General features: G+C 57.4%; 15 protein-coding genes. 6 read left to right on the forward strand and 9 right to left on the reverse strand.

The genetic code is table 11. The features are described from left to right. Positions 1 to 4 precede the first annotated feature (4 nt). From ABAC402_RS35870 to ABAC402_RS35880, 3 genes are all read right to left on the reverse strand, one after another. Complete coding sequence (locus ABAC402_RS35870; protein ID WP_031235915.1) at positions 5 to 364, reverse strand: endonuclease domain-containing protein; 360 nt, start codon at positions 362 to 364, stop codon at positions 5 to 7. A gap of 139 nt (positions 365 to 503) precedes the next feature. Then, positions 504 to 686: a DUF559 domain-containing protein gene (locus ABAC402_RS39830; RefSeq protein WP_040410051.1), complete on the reverse strand. Its 183-nt coding sequence runs from the start codon at positions 684 to 686 to the stop codon at positions 504 to 506. Positions 687 to 839: 153 nt separating this feature from the next. After that, positions 840 to 1,199 carry an endonuclease domain-containing protein gene (locus tag ABAC402_RS35880; RefSeq protein WP_031235917.1) on the reverse strand — a complete coding sequence of 120 codons (360 nt, stop codon included), beginning with the start codon at positions 1,197 to 1,199 and terminating at the stop codon, positions 840 to 842. Between the two features lie 506 nt (positions 1,200 to 1,705). Here ABAC402_RS35880 and ABAC402_RS35885 point away from each other — a divergent pair. Beyond that, positions 1,706 to 3,715: a M3 family metallopeptidase gene (locus tag ABAC402_RS35885; protein ID WP_023450720.1), complete on the forward strand. Its 2,010-nt coding sequence runs from the start codon at positions 1,706 to 1,708 to the stop codon at positions 3,713 to 3,715. Between the two features lie 250 nt (positions 3,716 to 3,965). Here ABAC402_RS35885 and ABAC402_RS35890 read toward each other — a convergent pair whose 3' ends face one another. Then, positions 3,966 to 4,217: a hypothetical protein gene (locus tag ABAC402_RS35890; RefSeq protein ID WP_023450721.1), complete on the reverse strand. Its 252-nt coding sequence runs from the start codon at positions 4,215 to 4,217 to the stop codon at positions 3,966 to 3,968. 110 nt (positions 4,218 to 4,327) lie between these two features. After that, positions 4,328 to 4,531, reverse strand: a complete 204-nt coding sequence (locus tag ABAC402_RS35895) for a cold-shock protein (protein WP_023450722.1) — start codon at positions 4,529 to 4,531, stop codon at positions 4,328 to 4,330. 353 nt (positions 4,532 to 4,884) lie between these two features. Between ABAC402_RS35895 and ABAC402_RS35900 the strand changes: the two genes are divergently transcribed. Then, positions 4,885 to 5,202 carry a hypothetical protein gene (locus ABAC402_RS35900; protein ID WP_023450723.1) on the forward strand — a complete coding sequence of 106 codons (318 nt, stop codon included), beginning with the start codon at positions 4,885 to 4,887 and terminating at the stop codon, positions 5,200 to 5,202. Between the two features lie 275 nt (positions 5,203 to 5,477). On the opposite strand, the gene ABAC402_RS39440 is transcribed toward ABAC402_RS35900, so the two are convergent. Further along, entirely contained in the window at positions 5,478 to 6,119 is a 642-nt protein-coding gene (locus ABAC402_RS39440; protein WP_023450724.1) for a hypothetical protein, read from the reverse strand. Positions 6,120 to 6,145: 26 nt separating this feature from the next. Here ABAC402_RS39440 and nhaA point away from each other — a divergent pair, with 26 nt between their 5' ends. Continuing rightward, positions 6,146 to 7,393, forward strand: a complete 1,248-nt coding sequence (gene nhaA / locus ABAC402_RS35910) for a Na+/H+ antiporter NhaA (protein WP_023450725.1) — start codon at positions 6,146 to 6,148, stop codon at positions 7,391 to 7,393. 242 nt (positions 7,394 to 7,635) lie between these two features. Continuing rightward, positions 7,636 to 10,251, forward strand: coding sequence for a TonB-dependent receptor (locus ABAC402_RS35915; RefSeq protein ID WP_031235920.1), 2,616 nt, complete (start codon positions 7,636 to 7,638; stop codon positions 10,249 to 10,251). Positions 10,252 to 10,531: 280 nt separating this feature from the next. Here ABAC402_RS35915 and ABAC402_RS39835 read toward each other — a convergent pair. The 3 genes from ABAC402_RS39835 to ABAC402_RS35925 form a co-directional block, all read right to left on the reverse strand. Continuing rightward, positions 10,532 to 11,283, reverse strand: a protein-coding gene (locus ABAC402_RS39835; protein ID WP_155847454.1) for an IS5 family transposase whose coding sequence is annotated in 2 segments (ribosomal slippage) — positions 10,532 to 10,959 and positions 10,959 to 11,283 — 753 coding nt in all. Because the reading frame shifts where the segments join, the coding sequence is not laid out codon by codon here. A 52-nt stretch (positions 11,284 to 11,335) separates the two neighbouring features. Next, entirely contained in the window at positions 11,336 to 12,712 is a 1,377-nt protein-coding gene (locus ABAC402_RS39445) for an ATP-binding protein (protein ID WP_023450729.1), read from the reverse strand. Beyond that, a complete protein-coding gene (locus ABAC402_RS35925) occupies positions 12,709 to 13,434 on the reverse strand; it encodes a response regulator (protein ID WP_023450730.1) in 726 nt (241 codons plus the stop codon). Before ABAC402_RS35925 ends, ABAC402_RS39445 begins: the two co-directional genes overlap by 4 nt. A 166-nt stretch (positions 13,435 to 13,600) precedes the next feature. Here ABAC402_RS35925 and ABAC402_RS35930 point away from each other — a divergent pair, with 166 nt between their 5' ends. Continuing rightward, entirely contained in the window at positions 13,601 to 14,020 is a 420-nt protein-coding gene (locus ABAC402_RS35930) for an EF-hand domain-containing protein (protein ID WP_023450731.1), read from the forward strand. A 41-nt stretch (positions 14,021 to 14,061) separates the two neighbouring features. Continuing rightward, the gene (locus ABAC402_RS35935) at positions 14,062 to 14,880 is read left to right on the forward strand and encodes a sterol desaturase family protein (protein ID WP_023450732.1); all 819 of its coding nucleotides are present in this window, start codon (positions 14,062 to 14,064) and stop codon (positions 14,878 to 14,880) included. Positions 14,881 to 15,061 lie beyond the last annotated feature (181 nt).

Genomic DNA, 15,061 nt, shown 5'->3' on the forward strand with positions numbered 1-15,061 from the left:
GGGGTCACTTTTTGATCAACGACTCCGCCAGCAGGATTACGCCCAACGCGCTCTCATCCGGATCTGCCATGATCTCGAAGCCCGGAATGCCATGGACGTGATAGCCTTGTGAGGTTAGCCAGGCATCGCGAATCTCGTCCCGGTCGGCCACGTCAGCGTGGATATGCACCTGGCCATCGATCTCCACGATCAACTTGGCCTGAGCGCAGTAGAAATCCGCGATGTAGGGTCCAACAGGATGCTGCTTGCGGAAGTGCAGACCGTCCTCTCGGCCTCTGATCCTGATCCACAGGCGGACTTCCGGCGGCGTCATTTCCTTGCGCATCCGGCGGGCGAGCGCGTATTTGCGGAAAGGTTTTTTCATAGCAGGGAGATTAATCGGCTGGAGGCGGTGGTCAACCCGGGACCCCTCCGTCGCGGACTTTGGCTTCGGCCAAGGGGCCTTCGCCAAGCGCCGCGCCACCTCCCCATTGAAGGAATGGGGAGGAGAAGGCAAAAGGGCGTCAGCCGTTTCGGCTCAGACATGACAATTCGTTCTCGACGATCAGTTTAGCGGCGGCGCAGTAAAAATCCGCGATATAGGGACCAACTGGATGCTGCTTGCGGAAGTGCAGACCGTCCTCTCGGCCTCTGATCCACAGGCGAACTTCCGGCGGCGTCATTTCTTTCCTCATCCCTAGGGCCATCCCGCTCCCCACCGCAGAGATGGGGAGGAGAAAAAGAAAGAAACTTACAGGCGCTTACTCATAGTTCCTTCTCCTCCCCATTCCTTCAATGGGGAGGTGGCGCGGCGCTCGGCAAAGGCCTCTTGACCGAAGCCGAAGTCCGCGACGGAGGGGTCACTTTTTGATCAACGACTCCGCCAGCAGGATTACGCCCAAGGCCGTCTCATCCGGATCCGCCATGACCTCGAAGCCAGGAATGCGATGGACATGATAGCCTTGTGAGGTTAGCCAGGCATCGCGAATCTCGTCCCGGTCGGCCACGTCAGCGTGGATATGCACCTGGCCATCGACCTCCACGATCAACTTGGCCTGAGCGCAGTAGAAATCCGCGATATAGGGTCCAACAGGATGCTGCTTGCGAAAGTGCATACCGTCTTCGCGGCCTCTGATCCTGATCCACAGGCGGACTTCCAGCGGCGTCATTTCCTTGCGCATCCGGCGGGCGAGCGCGTATTTGCGGAGAGGTTTTTTCATAGCAGGGAGATTAATCGGCTGGAGGCGGTGGTCAACCCGGGACCCCTCCGTCGCGGACTTTGGCTTCGGCCAAGGGGCCTTCGCCAAGCGCCGCGCCACCTCCCCATTGAAGGAATGGGGAGGAGAAGGCAAAAGGACCTAATACCTATCAACGAAAAGATTGACACATCGACAGTAGGTAGACCCCTCCGCCTCGACGCGCTTCGCCCTTTGGGCTCGCTTGCTCGGCACCTCCCCATTTGAAATGGGGAGGAGAAGAAACCATTGAACATATTCTTTTTTTCTCCTCCCCATCCCTTCGATGGGGAGGTGGCGAGCAAGCGGAGATCGAAGATCGTAGCGCGTCGAGACGGAGGGGTCCCCTTGCGGAAAGAATGTCAAAGTCAAAGTGGGTTTAGTATAAGTCATTTCCGCCCGGATATGACAATTCGTTAATCTGTCACAGCCTTGTCACCCGGGCGCCTTCGTCCTATGAAGTTACAAATCCTACCACTCAGGTGTTCCTCATGAAATTCGCCGCCAAGCTGACCTTTGCCACCCTGTTGCTGGCCGGGGCTTCGACCGCTGCCATTGCCGGCACCCTCGAACAGGACGTCGCCGCCTTTCTCAAGCCGACCTTCGTCACGGAAACCTCAGCCGCCGCCATCGATGACCGCTGCGCCGCCAATATCGAGCTGGCCACCCGCGTCAAAACCGAACTGGAAAGCCATACCGGTCCGGCAAGTCTGGCCAGGGATTTCGAGATGTTCGACACGCTGAGCCTGGTCCTCGGCGATGGTGGCAGTGAAATGTACCTGATCTCGCAGAGCTCGGCCTCGAAAGAGGTCCGCACCGCCGCGGAGGCCTGCGTGCCGAAGCTGTCCGACCTCGGCACCGCCATCGGCTTGTCGCGCCCCATCTATGACCGCCTGTCCGCCATCCCGACTGCCGGCCTGGACAGTGCAACCGCTTTTACGCTTAACAAGGTCCTGACCAACTACCGCCTGGCCGGGGTCGACAAGGACGACGCCACCCGCGGCAAGGTCAAGGCGTTGCAGACCGAAATCACCGAGATCGGGTTGAAGTTCGCCGGTAACATCCGCGACGACAAGGGCGACATAGCGCTGATGCCGCAAGAGCTGAACGGCCTGCCTCAGGACTGGCTGGATGCCCATAAGCCCGGTGCCGATGGCTTGATCCACCTGACCTTCGACTACCCCGACGTCATTCCCGTGCTCGACTTCGCCGACAACCGCGAAACCCGCAAAAAGGTCGCCATCGGCTTTCGCAATCGCGGCTATCCGGCCAATGCGCCGGTGTTGAAGACCCTTCTGGAAAAGCGCTATGAGCTGGCCCAGGTGCTGGGTTACAGCGACTATGCCGCCCTGGTGACTGCCGACAAGATGATCGGTAACCCCCAGCGCGCAGCGACCTTCCTGGACGACGTCAACGCCGCCGCAAAGCCCGGCGCCGAGGCCGATTACAATGAGTTGCTGACCTTTGCGAGGACGGTCGATCCGTCGATCACCCGTCTGGAAGGTTATGACAATTCTTACATGGCCAACAAGCTGCGCAAACAGAAGTACGATGTCGACGCCCAGGAGGTCCGCCAGTATTTCACGCTCAACAAGACCCGCGACGGCATCTTCAACCTGCTGAAGGACCTGTTCAAGGCGGATATCCGTGCGTGGGATACGCCGGTGTGGTCGCCGGAAGTGACAGCGTGGGAGTTATATGACGGCGACAAACTGGTCGGCCGCTTCTATCTCGACATGAGCCCCCGCGACGGCAAGTTCAACCACGCCGCTCAGTTCACAGTCCGCACCGGAGTCGAAGGTGAGCAGGTGCCGATTGGTGCGCTGTTGTGCAACTTCCCGGCCGACGGTCCGATGGATCACGACGACGCCGTGACCTTCCTGCATGAGTTCGGCCACCTGATCCACCATCTCTATTCCGGCCACAACCGGTACGCCAACCAGTCGATGAGCAATTTGCAATGGGACTTCATTGAGGCGCCGTCGCAGCTGCTGGAGGAATGGACCTGGGACTACACGACGCTGAAGAGCTTTGCATCGAACCCGGCGGGTGAGGTGATCCCCGAGACCCTGGTCGCCAAGATGAACGCCGGCCGGCATTTCGGCGAACCGACCATGTGGAAGGGCCAACTGGCTTATGCCGCCGTGTCGCTGAACTTTTACAACCGCAAGCCCGACTTTGACCTGTCTGAGAAATACAACGAGCAGATGGCGCGCTATTCGCAGTTCCCGGCCATTGCGGGCACGCACCCCTATGCCAGCTTCGGTCACCTGGACGGCTATTCGGCTATCTACTACACCTATGTCTGGTCGAAGGCGATCGCCCTGGACCTGTTCACCCAGTTCGAGGCCAGCGGTATCCGCGATCAGGCAACGGCGTTGAAGTATCGCAAGCTGGTGCTGGAACCCGGCGGGTCACAGGACGCTAATGTGCTGATCCAGAACTTCCTGGGCCGGCCGTTGAGCCTGGATGCGTTCAAGGAAGAACTTCAGGAAGAGTAGGGCTGTTTTCAGCTAAATTGCTTAAGAGATGGAAAAATCTTCCTCTCCCCACTTGAGGTGGAGGGTAGGGGTGAGGGGTTGGATCGGCGAGCACCACAAATGCCGAACCTGAGTTAGCCCCTTATCCGGCCTTCGGCCACATTCTCCCATCAGGTGGGGCTCCCATCAGGTGGGGCTCCCATCAGGTGGGGCTCCCCTCAGGTGGGGATCCCCGCAGGCGGGGGAGACGAAAAAGATGGACAGGGCCTCTCTACGCAAACCGCACTTGCGCCGAACCGCCGCCGGAGAAGATTTGCTGCATGGCGTCGCGGACGCATTCATGGGCTTCGGTGCGCGAACGGAAAATCCCCCAGAAACAGGTGTCGCGGAAAACTTCCCAGCTCTGGCCGCGGGCAGCGATCTGGAAGCGCACCGGCACGTTTTCGTAGATCAGGTCGGGCTCGGCGTGGGTCGGCCAGATATCGTCCCAGCCGGCAGGTAAGGCTTTAAAAGAAATTGGCATGTTTTTTATATAGTTCCTTGCTCACTATAATTCTTGGGGCGCGGCTGCCCGATAGAAAAGGCCCGGCGTTTGACAACGCCGGGCCCGGAAGCTTGTATCGGTGAACCCGATTAGAGCGTCTTCAGGTCGACGGCCGAGTTCTTGCCGCGGTCTTGCGCGATCTGGAACGAGACCTTCTGGCCTTCGTTCAGGCTGCGCAGGCCTGCGCGTTCGACGGCACTGACGTGCACGAAGATATCCTGGCCGCCTTCATCAGGTTGGATGAAGCCGAAGCCTTTAGTTGGGTTGAACCACTTTACGGTGCCGTTGGCCATGGTGGCCTCCTTGAGAATCGCACATTTCGTGCAGTATCGACGCGCGAGATTGCGCTTCGGTCCGAAATAGCAATGCTTGGGAGAGAGGCCGTATGGCGTGCAGACAAGTCATGGGTCTGTTTTCGAATAGCCTCAACATGTCACAGGGTCGGATTTTTGACAAGGTTTATTTTCGCGTATTGAGCTTAATTTTCTTAATTTATGAATAGAACTGAGGGTTTACAGGCATAGTCTTTGTCGAGTTCAACGTTCACAAACAGTTCAATCGATCGAGCGGGCTGTTTGTGAAATCCACATATCTTTCTTATGCTGGTGGCGTCAAAACTTTGGGTTTACAAGACTCAGGGCAACTCATGACTATTGTCGACAACACCGAACGGGCGGGTATGCGCGCCGTTATCTCGGACATCCTGGTTCGCCACCGCGACGGCGCCGTGACCGATCCGCGCGGCCGCGCCGCCATGGCAGCCTTTGTCACCTCCTACGCGCCTGACGACTATCTCAGCGACGACGCCCTGACGGACCTCGATGTCTATCTCGATATTACGCTGCTGATGAACAGGCTGTCCCATCTGGCGCAGGATCCCGGGGTGATGGGCCGGGTCGAGACCATTATCCAGGTTGCCCTTGGCAACGAAGAGGCGCTGTCGGTTATCCGCCCGACGCATTAGACCAAGCCTCATAAAGAATGACGCTTGATATTCGCATTTTTTCAGCTCAAACGCCGGACAAGGCGCCCCCCATGGCTCCTCGCAAAAGCTCGGGCGCCCCAGAAACGTACACTGGCGCGCTTGCCAACCCACGATGAGTCAAGATTTTCGCGGGTTGGTATTGGAGCGGGATGAGCTTTGATGGACTCAAAGCCCCGCTCCAGGTTTTTGTTTTGTCGCGCAATTGTTCCGAAGCGTGGCGTCCACTTTAGCGGATAGCGCTCTGTCGGTCTGAATTACGGGCAGGCCCTGACCTCTTCCCACGTCATCAGGGTCAGGTTGCCGCTCAGGTCTTCATAGACCTCGGCCCTGGCCTTGCGGGTGCGCCAGCCGGAGGTTTCGCGGAAAGTCCGTCGGACCTCCAGGCACAGTTCGTAGTTCATCCCCGCAACGACCTGGGAACGGGCGGACTCGATGTCCTTCAGCAGATAACCAATGGGCGCCGCGTCGGCGGCAAAAGCCGCGATAGCCCGCATCTTGTCCTTGTCACGCATCGGCTGGAAACCACCGACAACAGGAGCTTCTGGTGGGGCTTCTGGCGCACGTTTGGGCGCAGCTTCGGGGCGGGCGGAGATCACCGCTGCCGGCGCCGGCGTCATCACGGCGGGACGTGCCGCTGGAGCCGGCTGAGCCGCTGGCGGCGCGACAGGCGCTGCAGAGGCTACCGAGGGGGCCACAGCGGAGGCTTCGTCCTTCTTTTTCTTCTTTTCTTTTTTCGGCCTGGCCGGTTGTTGAACCTCAGCAAGCTGGGGCGCCTGTGGCGTGTCCTGGTGGCCAAAGGGCAATTCGCCCTTGACCATAAAGTCCGGCACCCGCGGATTGGCGCAGGCGGTCAACATGGCAAGCAGGGCCAGGACGGGAACGGTTTGGATACGCATGGCTACCCTTCAGGATAAAATCGGTCGTGATCCTGCCGGTTTTGCTTGGTGACGGCAAGGGCAGCGGCTATAAATTCACCATCATGACCAGGTTCGGCCGATTTACCCTGCAATTTCTCAAGACCGAGGCGGGGGCAGGGTTTCTTTTGGCCGGCGCGGCGCTGGTGGCTCTGATCTGGGCCAATTCGCCGTGGGCGGAGACCTATTTCGGCTTTATCAACTATCACTTCCCGATCCAGGTTGGCGACTGGCGCTTCGACGAAAGCGTGCTGGGATGGACCAAGGAAGGCCTGATGGCCGTTTTCTTTTTCCTGGTCGGACTGGAGATCAAGTACGAAATCCTGCGCGGCGAACTGTCCAGCCCGCAGAAACTGGCCTTGCCGGTGGCGGCTGCCCTGGGGGGCATGATCGTGCCGGCCCTGGTCTATGTCGCGATCAATCTGGGCGGCGACCTGCGCGGCTGGTCGGTGCCTGTGGCGACCGACATTGCTTTCGCCCTCGCGGTTCTGGCTATGGTCGGCAAGGGTTTGCCAACCTCCTTGCGCGTCTTCCTGCTGACCCTGGCCATTGTCGACGACCTGGGCGCGGTCTTGATCATCGGTCTTTTTTACAGTTCGACCTTTGACCCCCTGTGGATCGGCATACTGGCCGGAATCATTGCCGCCATGCTGTCGCTGCGCTATTTGGTGCCGCTCACGCGCATGGGCTTCGGTCTCGCCTATGGCCTGCTGTCAATCCTGGCCTGGTTTGTCACCCTTAAGGCCGGGATAAGCCCCTCCCTGACGGCGGTGGCCTGTGCCTTTTGTGTCACCCTGGACGGGTCAAGGGGCGAGGACGGGGAGGGCGTGCTCAAAGCCCTGGCGCACGAACTTCACCCCTATGTGGCGTATCTCATCCTGCCCTTTTTCGCCTTTGTCGCATCAGGCTTTGCGCTCGGCGGCATGACCTTGAATTCGCTGGCCGATCCGCGATTCTTGGGGGTTGCCGCCGGACTGTTCATCGGCAAGCAGATCGGCATATTTGCCGCCTGCCATCTCGCACTTGCAGCAAAATTAGCCCAAAAACCGGATAACGCAACGTCAGCCCAGCTCTACGGTGTGTGTCTTTTATGCGGCATAGGCTTCACAATGAGTCTTTATATCGGCGCTCTGGCCTTTCCTGGCAGCGACCTCGAGGCACAAAACGCTGTAAAATCAGGGGTTGTCGCTGGGTCAATCCTGTCGGCGTGCGCGGGTGCAATATGGCTGAAGCTGGTCAAACCTGCCGTAGCGTAGTGAGCTCAACCCATTGATTTTCAACACAAAGATAATTTTGGAGGCGGAGATTTCGAACCAGTCCCCGTCTTTTCGCCGTAGTTTTTTTTGCACCGCAGTATTCAAATTGTGGATATTTGTTTCCGTGCACGTAATGTGTTACACAAAAAAGTAATCAGCTTGCCGCTGTTCAAGGCCGGTTCCGGACCTTAAGACTAAACAAAAAAGACCAAGCAGAGACGAAATTTACCTAAGGGAAACACATGAAAAACGCTCCGCAAATACTTAAGACTCCTTACCTCGCCCTGCTGATGGCCGGTGCCGCCACCACCGCCCTGTTTTCAGCTCCGGCCCTGGCCCAGGAAGCCGCCGGCGACGAAGTTGTTGTTATCGTGACGGCGCAAAAGCGGGCCCAGCGTCTGCAGGATGTGCCGATCGCCATCACCTCCCTGTCGGCCAAGACGCTGCAGGAAGCCGGCGTGCGCGACATCAAGGACATGCAGATCCTGACTCCGGGCCTGACGGTCACCTCGACCACGAATGAGTCGTCGACCACAGCCCGTATCCGCGGCGTCGGTACGGTGGGTGATAACCCCGGTCTGGAATCTTCGGTCGGCGTGGTCATCGACGGCATCTATCGCCCGCGCAACGGCGTCGGGTTCGAAGATCTCGGCGAGATGGAACGCATCGAGGTGCTGAAGGGCCCGCAGGGTACTTTGTTCGGCAAGAACACCTCGGCCGGCGTTATCAACGTCATCACCAAGAAGCCGCAGTTTACCTTCGGCGCCGATGCCGAAGCTACTGTTGGCAATTACGGCGCCAACGGCTTCTCCGGCTCGGTGACGGGTCCGATGACCGACGAAGTCGCCTACCGCCTGTACTATGCCAATCGCAAGCGCGACGGTTATAACAACGTCAATACCGGTGTTGGCCCCCGCACCCTGAACAATGACGGCGACCAGAATTTCCACACGGCCCGCGGACAACTGCTGTTCGTGCCGAATGACAATATCGATATCCGCGTTATCGGCGACTATACCCACCGCGACGAGAATTGCTGCGTTTCGGTCCAGATCCGCACCGGCCCGACCGGCTCGATCTTGAATGCCCTGGCTGGTAATAACGGCGTTGCTGCGGCGAACAACGTCAACATCGAAGATCGTCTGGCCTATGCCAACCGTGGCACGCGCCAGGTGTCGCGCGACGGCGGCGTTTCGGTCGAAAGCAATATCAAGCTGCCGGATTTCCTTGACTCGACACTGACTTCGGTCACCGGCATGCGTGACTGGAAGAGCACCAACGGCCAGGACATCGACTACACCGGCGCCGATATCCTGTATCGCAGGGACAATGGCGACTTTAACGCGCGCTTCAAGACCTTCAGCCAGGAAGTCCGCCTGGCCGGGGCAACGGAAAGCCTGAACTGGCTGGTGGGTGGCTTCTACGTCAAGGAAGACCTGACGCGGCAAGACTCCTATGTCTATGGCTCGCACTACCAGACCTATCTCAGCCTGTTGCTGACGAATGGCACCAACCCAGGGCGGGTCGGTCAACTGACCAGCCTTAATGGTAATCCCGCCAACGCGCTGGGCGCCTATACGCCAGGCGATGGGGCCAAGGACAGTTACACGCAGAACGTCGAGAGCTGGGCGCTGTTCACCAACAACTCCTGGAAAGTGTCGGAGCAACTCGAAATGACCCTTGGTTTGCGCTATACCAGCGAAACCAAGAAGATGACGGCTCTGTATACCAATACCGCGGGCAATACCGCGTGCGGCGCCGCGCAACGGGCCTATGGCACCACCCTGGCCCAGATGAACACGCCAGGCGCGACGGTAACCAATGCGCAATGGCAACAGATCATTGGCGCGGACACCCTGGCCCCGGTGCCGGCGGGAACGCCGACACGTGTTCAGACTGTTCTGGGCAATCTGTGTCCGTTCTGGGCCAATCCGGCGTTCAGCAACCGCCGCGTAGCGGATGAAAACAGCGATGGCGACCTGTCTGGCACCCTGAAGGCGGCATGGCGTTTCAATGATGACGTCATGGCCTACGCGTCCTTCGCCCGCGGTTACAAGGCCGGTGGCTATAACCTGGATCGCGCCCAGACCGGGCTGACGCCTGACTCGGAACTGTGGTTCCTGCCGGAGACGGTCAATTCTTACGAACTGGGGATCAAGACGAACCTGTTTGACAACAATCTGACCCTGAATGTGACGGCCTTCGACCAGGCGTATGAAAACTTCCAGCTCAACACCTTCTTAGGTACGGCCTTCGTGGTCGAGTCGATCCCGCAGGTGAACTCCAAGGGCTTCGACGCCGACTTCTCATGGCGGACCCCGCTGACCGGCCTGACCATTGCCGGTGGCTTGACCTATGCCGACACGGTCTATGGCGACTTTACGGCGGCCGACCTGATCAATCCGACGCATTTCCCGGGCCTGTCGCTGCTGCCGGGTGCGACGGTGTCGTTCGCACCGAAATGGAGTGGCTCGACAGCAATCAGCTGGGGCGGCAACATCGGCGACCTGCGGGCGTTTGCCAATGTCACGGCCAAGTACTCGTCGGAATACAATACCGGTTCCGACCTGATCGCGTTCAAGGAGCAGGAAGCCTACACCCTGGTCAATGGCCGGGTCGGTATTGGCGCCCAGGATCGCCGCTGGACGCTGGAACTGTGGGGCCAGAACTTGACGGACGAGACCTATCGTCAGGTCGTGATCAACGGGCCGCTGCAGGGCGCAGGCTTCCAGACGACGGTGCAGACGGCGGGTTCGAATCCAGGGACCTATTATGATGTGGCCAAGGACACGAACACCTATGACGCCTTTATCGGCGCTCCGAAGACGTACGGCCTGACGCTGCGCGTGCGGTACTAGAACGATCGGGAGTTGGGGCGAACGAGCGTTTCCTGGAGCCCCACCTCTTTCCTGTTTATGATAAAGAAGCCTGCCTTTCTTGGGGCAGGCTTTTTTATTGCAAAACGGAGAGGTGGGTCTCAAGGAAACCGGCTTTGGCCCCCCACACCCTAGAGCGGGGTTTTAATGGAATCAAAACCCCGCTCTAGGTTTTCATTTTGTCGCGCAATTTTTCCGAAAACGGGGACGCCCGTGCGGTGGCGTCCACTTTATCGGATTGCGCTCTAGGGTTTGTGGGGATTCATTTTGAGTTTATGACTGCGGCTGCGATGTAGATTATGGCCTTGAAGCTGTCGTCGGTTTTGTCTGCCTTCATGGCGAAGCGTTTGAACTCTTTGAGTTTGCAGAAAAAGTTCTCTATCAGGTGTCGCCATTTATAGATTTCCTTGTCGATATTCATAGGCTTTGAACGCCGTGGATTTTGAAAAATGACGATCTTTGCCCCGCGTTCATTGAGATCATCGATAATCGAATTGCAGTCAAAAGCCTTGTCGGCCAACAAGGCTCCGAAACTGACACCGGTCAGAAGCGGTTCGACGCCTACCGTATCGAACCGATGGCCCGGCAACAGTTCAAACCGCACCAGATTGCCAAGAGCATCTGTCAAGGCGAGGATTTTGGTGGTCATGCCGCCCTTTGAGCGGCCTATGGCCTGGCTTCGAGTCTCCATTTAGCGCCCTGGCCATGACGGTGGACCTTGACTATCGTCGCATCGACCATGGCGTATTCCATGTCCGGATCATCCGAGGTGGCATCAAATATCCGTCTAAAAACATCGGCTTTGCGCCAATCATTGAAGCGGCGAAACGCTGTACTCCAGTTGCTGTAGTGCGCTGGGAGGTCGCGCCAAGTACTGCCTGTACGCGCAACCCAAAGCACAGCCTCCATAAAACAACGATTGTCACTGCCGCTACGTCCAGGATCAGTTCGCTTCCCAAGACAATGAGGCTCGATCTTCGCCCACTGGGCATCATTCAGAATATTGCGGTCCATAGACAGTATGAATCACAATTCGATTCATCTGTGAATCCCCACAATTCCTAGGCTATGTCGCTATCTCTCTTGGGAAAAAGGTTCGAGCACACAAACCACCTTCAGGTCTATTGGAGAGAGTGATTTCAGCACCATGGGTTCGTGCAATCGCGCGGGCGATACCAAGCCCTAGGCCCGTACCGCCAAAGGCGAGGTTTCTAGAACTCTCCAGACGAACGAAGGGATCAAAGATGCGGCCCATTTCCGCCTCCGGAATACCAGGCCCGTCATCTATGATGTCCACATACAATCCGTCATCAGCATTTTGGATGCGGATCAATACCAGACCCGAACCATATCTGCGGGCGTTTTCCAGCAGGTTTTCGAACAGTCGCGTCAGAGCGACCCTGTTCCCAGCAACCACAAACCCGTCAGCACCGCGGTCGAACTCGATAGAAATCGGATAGGGAGCGGCATTGGCCAAAGCCGACACGAAGTCACAAAGTTCAATCAACTCGTGCCCGCTCACGGGGTTTTCAGCGCGGGCATAGGCCATCATATCCGCCAACAACAGCTCCATCTGAGCAAGATCGGACTCGATAAGTTCGCGACTGATGGTTTCATTCGCATCCATGCGAAGACGGATTTTCGTTAGTCCGGTACGGATGTCATGGGCAATTGCTACCATGATTTGCTCGCGTTCGCGCACCAACATGGACAGCCTGACTCGCACACGGTTCAGGGCTCTAGCCAAGCGTCGCAATTCGACCGGGCCCGTTTCGGACACAGGTATCGCCGTTTCCGCAAGTCCGACGATCTCTGCGTCATGCTCCAGCTTCCGAATGGGTTGCATAATGACCCAGTGTATCGCCAGACCAAGCCCGACAGTCGCAAGGAGTATAAGTCCGAGCCGGAAAAAAACTGAATAGGCGCCGTTCGTCCCGAAGTTGGATGGCGCAAGCCATAAATTGAGGACACGTTTGTCAGCCAATTCTATGGCTATATGAACGGCGCTTACGGCATAAAAAGGTCGTGAGCGCTCGCTCGTATCCCGCTTGCTTAGTTCGGTCAGTCCTACGGTTCGAAACCTTACCTCGCGATGGCGCATGCGCTCAGTGACAGCGGTCGTCTCACGCATCAAGAGGTTCCGCTTTGCGGTGTCAACCTTCACATCTGGAGAGAAATCCGGTGTGATTCGTGCGAATTGCGATGCCCCGTCAAAGGCTGAAAGTACGGCCCCCTCGACCTCAGCAGGCGCGGTGTCGAGCAACCAGACAAGCTCTGCAATACTTTGCGAACTTTCGATAATTACCCGATTGGATAGCTTATCGGACAGGGGGGTTTGCATGATGGCGGCCAGCGCTGCCATCGCTAACAGGACGGTGCCGAAAGTGAGCGCCAGAATACGCGCCAGGATTGAGTTTAAAGCGCCTGGAAATAGGGCCTTCATGAGTCTTCTCGGGTAACAAGTACCGAAAAGGCATAGCCGAGGTTGCGGACCGTCTTGATGAGCGCCGGTTGCTGAGGATCAAGTTCGAGTTTGCGGCGAACGCGGCTGATCTGGGAGTCAATGCTGCGATCAAAGGGATTGGTGTTAACCCCTCGAGACAGGTCAAGCAGCGTCTCACGAGACAGAACACGGGGGGCGCGCTCGACAAGGGCAAGCAACAGGGCAAATTCACCTGACGTCAGAATAATCTGCTTACCGGTTTCGGTTTCGAGGGTCATTTGGTCCGGCAGCAGTCGAAACATACCGAAACGATAGGCAGCGCCCGGGCGTTTTACGTCGCCAACACCCGCGCCGGCATGACGTCGCAGGACGGCCTTGATCCGCGCAACAAGTTCCCTGGGATTGAAAGGTTTGGCGAGATAATCGTCGGCACCGATCTCAAGTCCTACGATCCGATCGACATCCTCAGCAATGGCCGTGAGCATGATGACGGGTACGGCGGAAAAGGTGCGCAGCCTCTTGCAGAAGGACAGACCATCTTCGTTCGGCATCATGAGATCAAGGACGATGAGGTCAATTCGACCCTGAGAGAGCAGCTTCTCCGCTTCGGCGGCAGATGCCGCAGTCTCAACGCGCATGCCATTGCGCTCCAGAACACCCCGCAACAGCGCGCGTAGCTCGCCGTCATCATCAACGATAAGCACAGAAGGCGGGGCTTTCATGTCTTGACCTTAGTGAGCTTCCGCCTACGCCTCAACCGCCTTTTTTGGGGCTGGTCCTTATTGATGGACGGCTATGGCAACATTTCGTCACAAAAGACCGATCCGCAGACAAATACCAGCAACATCGGGACGTTAGTACGTGTCCATCAAAACTATGGAGACGACTATGACTACCAACAAGTTCTTAAACACTTTCGCAAGCATTTTTGCCACTTCGAGCCTGTTGATTGCGACCCCATCACTGGCGCAATCGGGTGAGCGATTTACGACCATGCTTATGCGTGCCGACAGCAACCGCAATGGCGAGGTCACATGGGCCGAATTCGCCGCCGAGCGCACTGAGATGTTTGACCGTCTGGACCGCAATCACGACGGTTATGTCGATAGCAAGGATCGCCCGCGCCTGCACGGGAGCCGGTTCGACGAGGCCTTCAAAGCCCTCTCTCAGCTGGACAGCAATGCCGACCGACGCATTTCTCGTGCGGAACTCCAGCAAGGCAAAGCCCCATCCTTCGATGCCGCAGATGCCAACAAGAACCGCGTGTTGGACGCCAAAGAAATAGCCAGCGTGAGCACCTTGCGCTGATTGCGCACAGATGGCCTCTTATCAAAGGACAGGAACGTATTATGTTTGAAAATGAACTCACCCCCGCTTTTGGCCTCGTTGTCTTGCTGTTTGCGATCGCAGAAATGGCATGGCGCAGGCACTCTGGCCGCGGCTACGATTTCCGCTCACTTGGCGGAAATTTAGGGATCTTGGTAGGCCGAGGCGTGTCGAGCTTGCTGACCGGCGGCATTATTACCGCCGCCTGGTTCGCCGTGTATAGTCTTGCCCCTTTCAAGTGGGCGGTCGACGATTGGCGCACCTGGGTGGTCGGCTTCTTTGTGATTGAATTCTTCTATTACTGGGAGCACCGTTTCAGTCATACTATTCGCTGGTTCTGGGCAAATCATTCGGTTCACCATTCGGCCAATGAATTCACCTTGCCGGCCGCATTCCGTCTGGGGTGGACGAGCGTGCTTTCGGGTGCATGGGTAGTAATTTTACCTATGGCATTCATGGGTTTCCATCCACTCGTGATGGGTACACTGATGACCCTGAGTCTGCGTTACCAATACTTCCTGCATACCGAAGCTGTCGGCAAGTTGGGCCCGCTCGAATGGGTGTTCAATACGCCGTCTCACCACCGGGTGCATCACGGTTCTAACCCAGAGTATCTCGACAAAAACTTCGGTGGGGTTCTGATTATATTTGACCGCTTGTTTGGCACCTTCGTCGAAGAGCGTGACGATATTCAGATCGTTTATGGACTTACCAAAAAGGTGACCAGCAACAATCCGTTCGTCGTGGCTTTCCATGGCTGGATTAACCTCTGGCGCGATCTCAAACGCACCAATACTATGAGCGGCAAATTGCGTACGATGTTCGGTCCACCCGTGGATTGAGCCATCTAGGGTTTATGTAACGATATCGAGTTTCGGGGGCGCGACACGTTGCACGGTAGCTGCCGATTATACGCGGCCTAGGGCCTGTTGAGATTCACCTTGCATTGATGATGCCCGCGCAGAGATGGATCATGGCTTCAAAGCTTTGATCCGTCTTGCATGCGCGCATGGCGATGCGTTA

This window comes from Asticcacaulis sp. AC402 (genome assembly GCF_000495835.1).
Lineage (GTDB): Bacteria > Pseudomonadota > Alphaproteobacteria > Caulobacterales > Caulobacteraceae > Asticcacaulis.